Origin of the sequence: Mesorhizobium sp. M7A.F.Ca.US.006.04.2.1, from assembly GCF_004022915.1 — a bacterium.
Lineage (GTDB): Bacteria > Pseudomonadota > Alphaproteobacteria > Rhizobiales > Rhizobiaceae > Mesorhizobium > Mesorhizobium ciceri.
Genome location: NZ_RZQA01000311.1, coordinates 1 through 6587 on the forward strand (window position 1 = coordinate 1; position 6587 = coordinate 6587).

The window sequence follows — 6587 nt, forward strand, 5'->3', positions numbered from 1 at the left end:
ATGTCGGCCAGGCGAAGTTCGCCTTCTTCGCCATGCTGGTCATCGGCGGCATCGCGCCGCTGGTCGAGGCCGGCCTGTTCTACTTCGTCGGGCGGCTGGTCGATATTCTCGACCAGCTTCCCGCCGAGCGCAGCTGGCACGCACTGTGGGCCGCCGCCGGCCCTGAACTGGTTTTCATGGCCGTGGTGGTGCTGGTCATCCGCACCGTCGTCGTCGGCTTGTCGGCGCTGGTCGACGAACAGACGATCACGCCGGGCTTCTACAATCTGGTGCGCTGGCAGGCGCACCGGCATGTCTCGCGCCAGTCCTACGCCTTTTTCCAGAACGATTTCGCCGGCCGCATCGCGACGAAGGTCTGGCAGGCGGGCCAGGCGACCGGCGACTTGATGGAAAGCTTCATCGAGGTCGTCTGGTTTATGATCGTCTACACGGTGACGACGCTGGCGCTGGTCGCAGGCCTCGATCTCAGGCTGGCGGTTCTGGTGGTGATCTGGATTTCCGCCTTCGGCTGGCTGGCCAAGCTCTATTTGCCGGCAATCCGCAAGCATGCCGAGGAAACAGCCGAGGCCGGCTCGATGATCACCGGCCGCATCGTCGATTCCTATTCCAACGTGCAGACGCTGAAACTGTTCTCGGCCGATGGCGACGACCGCTACATCAGGAACGGTTTCGACATCTATCTCGACGCATTGCGCCCGTTCACCCGCCGGCTGACCGGCGTGCGCATGGCGCTGACCACGCTGTCAGGCATCATGATCACGGCGATCGGCTGCTTTGCCGTCTATCTCTGGGTCGAGGGCTCGATCACCGTCGGCGCGGTCGCCTTCACCCTGTCGCTGGTGCTGCGGCTCAACATGCTGCTCGGCCGGCTGATGATGCAGCTCAACAGCATCTTGCGAAACCTCGGCGTGCTGGAGAACTCCAAGGCGCTGATTTCGCAGCCGCTCGGCCTCACCGATGCGCCCGACGCCAAGGAACTCGTCGTGGCAGGCGGCCGTATCGCGGTGAAGAACGTCGAGTTCCACTACGGCAAAGGTTTCGGCGTGCTGAACGGCATCGACCTTGTCGTCAGGCCAGGCGAGAAGGTAGGGCTGGTCGGACCGTCCGGCGCCGGCAAGACGACCCTCGCCAATCTGATCCTGCGCCTCTACGATCTCGAGAGCGGGTCGATCACCATCGATGGCCAGGATGTCGCCAAAGTTACGCAGAATTCGCTGCGCGCCAATATCGGCGTCGTCAGCCAGGACACGGCGCTGTTCCACCGTTCGCTGCGCGACAACATCAAGCTCGGCATGCCTGACGCGACCGATGCGGAGGTGATCGCGGCGGCGAAAAAGGCCGAGGCGCACGAGTTCATCCTGACCTTGCGCGACAACAGGGACCGCGCCGGCTACGAGGCGTTTGTCGGCGAGCGCGGCGTCAAACTGTCGGGAGGCCAGCGCCAGCGCGTGGCGATCGCCCGCGTCTTCCTCAAGGATGCGCCGATCCTGATTCTCGATGAGGCGACCTCGGCACTCGATTCCGACATCGAGGCGGCGATCCAGGAGAATCTGACGCGGCTGATGGAAAACAAGACGGTCATCGCCATCGCCCACCGGCTGTCGACGATCGCAGCACTCGATCGTCTGGTGGTGCTCGACGGCGGCCGCATTGTCGAGCAAGGCACGCATGACCAATTGGTGGCGCTCGACGGGCTCTATGCGCGGCTGTGGAAGCGGCAGTCCGGCGGTTTTCTCTATCACGAAGACAGCGTGCTCGAAGAGACGCGCCCGGCGGAGTAGCTCCATGGGTGGATCGACAGGCGCCATCCCAGAGGTCGGCTACGTGCTCAAGCGGCTCCGGCCGACCATGCCGGCCTTCGACACGCTGAAGGAAGAGAGCCGGCTGGAAGGCTACTGGATGCTGGTACGCCTTGCGGATGGCTGGGCAAGTGGCCGCAACAAGTTCCTGAAACGGGGGGAGGCGCTGTACGGAGCATGGTATGGAAGGGAACTCGCCGGCGTGTGCGGGTTGAACATCGATCCCTATTTCGAGGGCAGGGGCCACGGCCGGGTCCGGCACCTGTTTGTGAGCGCGCGCCACCGTCGCGCCGGCCTTGGCCGGATGCTGGTCGAAACCGTTGTCGACAGGGCACGTCACCATTTCGCCATGCTGAACACCCGCGCGCCGCAAGAAGCCTTCGGTTTCTATGAACGGCTTGGCTTTCAGCGCGTAGCAGGCGAAGAGTTCGTCACACACCGCATGGTTTTCGGGAAAGGAGGCTGAAATGTCCTTGCGTCCGCCATCTCATCTTGCCGGCGCCTCGGCCGCCGAAGCCGCCTTCGACGCGCTCGGCCATGAAATATTGGCGGAAAAGGCGGCAGCACTCGGCCGCGCCGGCCAGCGGGTAGAGGAAACGCTGGCCAGGCTGCGCGACAATGCCGACGAGCAACTGCGCCCCCTTCTGCTCAAGGATGCCGCCGAGGCGGTGCATGGCTATTTCATCCAGCGCGAGCTGTGCGGCTTGCGCAAGCACGATGCCGTCATTCGTGAATACAACATCCCGAAAGCGGTGCTGGCCAGGCTCGGCGCGAAATAGGGATCACTCCAGCCATTCGGTGATGAAGCTGCCATTCTCGTGGATGTCGGTCGTTTCCAGTGGGCCTGGGCCGAGATTGGTGAATTTGTGCGGCGTATTGGGTGGCACGATCAGGATCTGGCCGGCGGATGCCTCGATTTCCTGGTCGCCGACAGTGAACAGGCCGGTGCCCTGGCGGATGATGAAGATCTCCGCGTAGGGATGTGTGTGCAGGCGCGGGCCGCCGCCGACATCAGGCAGATAGTTGAAGATCAGGCAGGAGTTGGAGCCGTAGGCGCCACATTGCAACTCGCCCTTCCAATGGTCCGAGCGAACGGCCCAGGTGTCGCGGTCTATGACGTGTGCCATAATGACAAGGATAGACCCGGCTGGGGCCTTGTGTCGAGCCGAACAAGGGCGTCGGATTTGCGGGTGTTTCCCGATTGTTTAGTGATGGTTGGCGGCTATCCGGCGTCGTGTTGACCGGCGGCGGATTTTGTCCCCGCGACAATCTGCCCTTGTGCCTTCACCCGTCTGGACAAAAACGGGCTTCACGCATAAACCGAAGTCCAAATGCCGGAGGAATTCGCAAGCCTGTTCGCCATGCGCTGTCGGGTTGGCGTAATTGAGCGGGGAACAAGGCTCAGCCACCGGCACGGAAGAGGCGAAAGGATCAGGCACCCGTGAGCGCAACCGACACCCAGGATCCCAACCGTCGTGATTTTCTCTACGTCGCCACCGGCATGGCCGCAGTGGTCGGCGCGGGTGCTTTCGCGTGGCCGTTCATCGACCAGATGCGCCCTGACGCATCGACGCTGGCGCTCGCCTCGGTCGAAGTCGACGTCGCCTCGCTGACGCCGGGCATGTCGCTGATCGTCAAATGGCGTGGCAAGCCGGTCGTGGTCCGCAACCGCACCGAACAGGAAATGAAGGACGGCGAGGCGGTCAAGCTGGCCGATCTCAAGGATCCGATCGCCCGCAACGCCAATCTCCCGGCCGACGCACCGGCGACCGACGCCAATCGCACCACGCCCGGCAAGGAAGCCTGGATGGTGATGGTTCAGGTCTGCACGCATCTCGGCTGCATTCCGCTTGGCCAGGAAGGCGATTTCGGCGGCTGGTTCTGCCCGTGCCACGGTTCGCAATACGACACCGCCGGCCGCATCCGCAAAGGCCCGGCGCCGGAGAACATGGCGGTTCCGGTATTCAAGTTCATTTCCGATACCAAGATCCTTATCGGTTGAGGCAGGGGGATATTTCGATGAGCGAGGGACACTCGACCTATACGCCCAAAACCGGTCTCGGACGCTGGTTCGACGCCCGCATGCCGCTGCCGCGGCTGGTCTATGACAGCTTCGTTGCCTATCCGGTGCCGCGCAACCTCAACTATGCATGGACCTTTGGCGGCATCCTGTCGATCATGCTGGTGGCGCAGATCCTGACCGGCATCGTGCTGGCCATGCATTACACGGCCGACACCAATCTGGCCTTCGGCTCGGTCGAGAAGATCATGCGCGACGTGAATTCGGGCTGGCTGCTGCGCTACATGCATTCGAACGGCGCCTCGTTCTTCTTCGTCGCCGTCTACATCCACATCTTCCGTGGCCTCTATTACGGCTCCTACAAGGCGCCGCGCGAACTGCTGTGGATCCTCGGCTGCATCATCTATCTCCTGATGATGGCGACCGGCTTCATGGGCTACGTGCTGCCATGGGGCCAGATGAGCTTCTGGGGCGCCACCGTCATCACCGGCTTCTTCAGCGCCATTCCGCTGGTCGGCGACTGGATCCAGCAGCTGCTGCTCGGCGGCTTTGCCGTCGACAACCCGACGCTGAACCGTTTCTTTGCGCTGCACTATCTGTTGCCGTTCATGATCGCCGGCGTTGTCGTGCTGCACATCTGGGCGCTGCATGTCGTCGGCCAGTCGAACCCGACGGGCATCGAGGTCAAGTCGAAGACCGACACCGTGGCCTTCACCCCCTACGCGACCATCAAGGACGCGTTCGGCATGATCGTGTTCCTGTTCTTCTTCGCCTATTTCGTCTTCTACCTGCCGAACTATCTCGGTCATCCCGACAACTACATCGTCGCCAACCCGCTGAAGACGCCGGCCCACATCGTGCCCGAATGGTACTTCCTGCCGTTCTACGCGATCCTGCGCGCCATCACCTTCAATGTCGGGCCGATCAACTCCAAGCTCGGCGGCGTGCTATGCATGTTCGGCGCCATCGTCATGTTGTTCCTGGTGCCGTGGCTCGACACTTCGAAGGTGCGCTCGGCGGTTTACCGGCCCTGGTACAAGCTGTTCTTCTGGCTGTTCGTGGCCGATGCCATCCTGCTTGGCTGGCTGGGCTCGCAGCCGGCGGAAGGCAGCTATGTGTTCATGGCGCAGATGGCGACATTGTTCTACTTCGCCTTCTTCCTGATCGCGCTGCCGGTGCTCGGCCTGATTGAGACGCCGCGACGGTTGCCGAACTCGATCACCGAGGCGGTGCTCGAGAAGAACAAGGGCGGCAGCGGACATCCGGCGGGCGCTACGGCGGCTCCGGAAACCAAAGGCTGAGCGGGTAGAGAATCTAAGGGGATTTGGCATGAAAAAGATTCTCACCTCGCTGGCGATGATCGGCCTTGTGGCCGTCGCCGCTGGGGCGGCGGGCACTCGGGCGATCGCCGCCGAAGAGGCACACAATGTGTCCAATCCGACGCATTTCCCGATCGACGAGCCGAAGGAAATGGACTGGAGTTTCACCGGCCCATTCGGCACCTATGACAAGGCGCAGCTGCAGCGCGGCCTCAAGGTCTACAAGGAAGTCTGCTCGGCCTGCCATTCGATGAACCTGGTGGCGTTCCGCACGCTGTCGGACCTCGGCTATTCCGATGCGCAGATCAAGACGCTGTCGGCCGAGTACACCATCCACGACGGTCCCAACGATGCCGGCGACATGTTCGACCGTCCCGGCAAGCCGTCCGACCACTTCCCGCCGCCCTTCGCCAATGAGGAAGCCGCCGCTGCCTCCAATGGCGGTGCTGCTCCGCCAGACATGTCCCTGCTGGCCAAGGCTCGCGGTGTCGAACGCGGTTTTCCGCAGTTCGTCTTCGATATCTTCACCCAGTACGACGCGGGCGGCCCCGACTATATCCACTCGCTGCTGACCGGCTACGACCAGACGCCGCCGGCCGGCATGGTCATCCCGGAAGGCACCCACTACAATCCGTACTTCATGTCCGGCGTGTCGCTGAAGATGCCCAAGCCGCTCTCCGACGGCCAGGTGACCTATGATGACGGTGCGCCGCAGACCATCGACCAGTATTCCCGCGACGTCTCCGCCTTTCTGGCCTGGGCGGCCGAGCCGCATATGGAAGACCGCAAGAAGACCGGTTTTCGCGTTCTGGTGTTCCTGCTTTTGTTCGGCGCGCTGGTCTATCTCACCAAGCGCAAGGTGTGGGAAGGCGTGGCGCATTAAGCCACACGATCAAGTGATCACGAAGGGCGCCGAGAGGCGCCCTTTTGCATTTCCAGAAGCCGGCCATGTCACATGGCCGTCACCGCATCCGGCGATCCTGTGCTGCTCTCATCAAAGGATCGCACCCATGAAAAGATACGCATCGCTCGCGGCAGGCCTGTTGCTGCTCATCGTCGGCTCGGCCGCGCAAGCGGAGGACGCCCAGCCTTTCGTCACCAACAAGGATGTCGACCTGACGATGATCCTGCCGCCGCCGCCGGCAAACGATTCGGCGCAGACCAAGGCCGAACTCGGCGAGGTGCTGATGCTGCAGGTGACACGCACGCCCGAGATGGTAGCCAGCGCCGTCGCCGATGCCGACGAGAATGTCTGGCGCTTCGCCAACGTCATGGGGCCGAAATTCAACAAGGAAACGCTGCCCAAATTCAGCGCCTTCTTCGACCGCGTCGTGGCCACCGAAGGCGCCGTCGTCGATCCGGCCAAGGATATCTGGAAGCGCCCGCGTCCGCACCAGCTCAGCGACCTCGTCAAGCCGGCGGTCAAGTTGTCGAGCTCCGGTTCCTGGC

General features: G+C 62.8%; 7 protein-coding genes and 1 pseudogene. 7 read left to right on the forward strand and 1 reads right to left on the reverse strand.

The features are described from left to right. From EN925_RS17610 to EN925_RS17620, 3 genes are all read left to right on the forward strand, one after another. A partial coding sequence (locus EN925_RS17610) for an ABC transporter ATP-binding protein (RefSeq protein ID WP_164894258.1) occupies positions 1-1781 on the forward strand: 1781 nt, incomplete at its 5' end. Positions 1782-1785: 4 nt separating this feature from the next. After that, entirely contained in the window at positions 1786-2265 is a 480-nt protein-coding gene (locus EN925_RS17615) for a GNAT family N-acetyltransferase (RefSeq protein WP_013529981.1), read from the forward strand. Position 2266: 1 nt separating this feature from the next. Then, a complete protein-coding gene (locus EN925_RS17620) occupies positions 2267-2578 on the forward strand; it encodes a DUF6665 family protein (RefSeq protein WP_013529982.1) in 312 nt (103 codons plus the stop codon). 3 nt (positions 2579-2581) lie between these two features. On the opposite strand, the gene EN925_RS17625 is transcribed toward EN925_RS17620, so the two are convergent. Beyond that, positions 2582-2926, reverse strand: coding sequence for a cupin domain-containing protein (locus EN925_RS17625; RefSeq protein ID WP_013529983.1), 345 nt, complete (start codon positions 2924-2926; stop codon positions 2582-2584). Positions 2927-3240: 314 nt separating this feature from the next. Between EN925_RS17625 and petA the strand changes: the two genes are divergently transcribed. The 4 genes and pseudogenes from petA to EN925_RS17645 all read left to right on the forward strand — a co-directional run. Next, positions 3241-3801 (forward strand): ubiquinol-cytochrome c reductase iron-sulfur subunit, encoded by a 561-nt coding sequence (gene petA, locus EN925_RS17630; protein WP_013529984.1) that lies wholly within the window; start codon positions 3241-3243, stop codon positions 3799-3801. Positions 3802-3818: 17 nt separating this feature from the next. Then, positions 3819-5120: a cytochrome b N-terminal domain-containing protein gene (locus tag EN925_RS17635; protein WP_013529985.1), complete on the forward strand. Its 1302-nt coding sequence runs from the start codon at positions 3819-3821 to the stop codon at positions 5118-5120. A 28-nt stretch (positions 5121-5148) separates the two neighbouring features. Further along, positions 5149-6021, forward strand: a complete 873-nt coding sequence (locus tag EN925_RS17640; protein WP_128336756.1) for a cytochrome c1 — start codon at positions 5149-5151, stop codon at positions 6019-6021. Between the two features lie 127 nt (positions 6022-6148). Continuing rightward, a pseudogene (locus EN925_RS17645) lies at positions 6149-6587 on the forward strand (phosphatase PAP2 family protein); the annotation flags it as partial.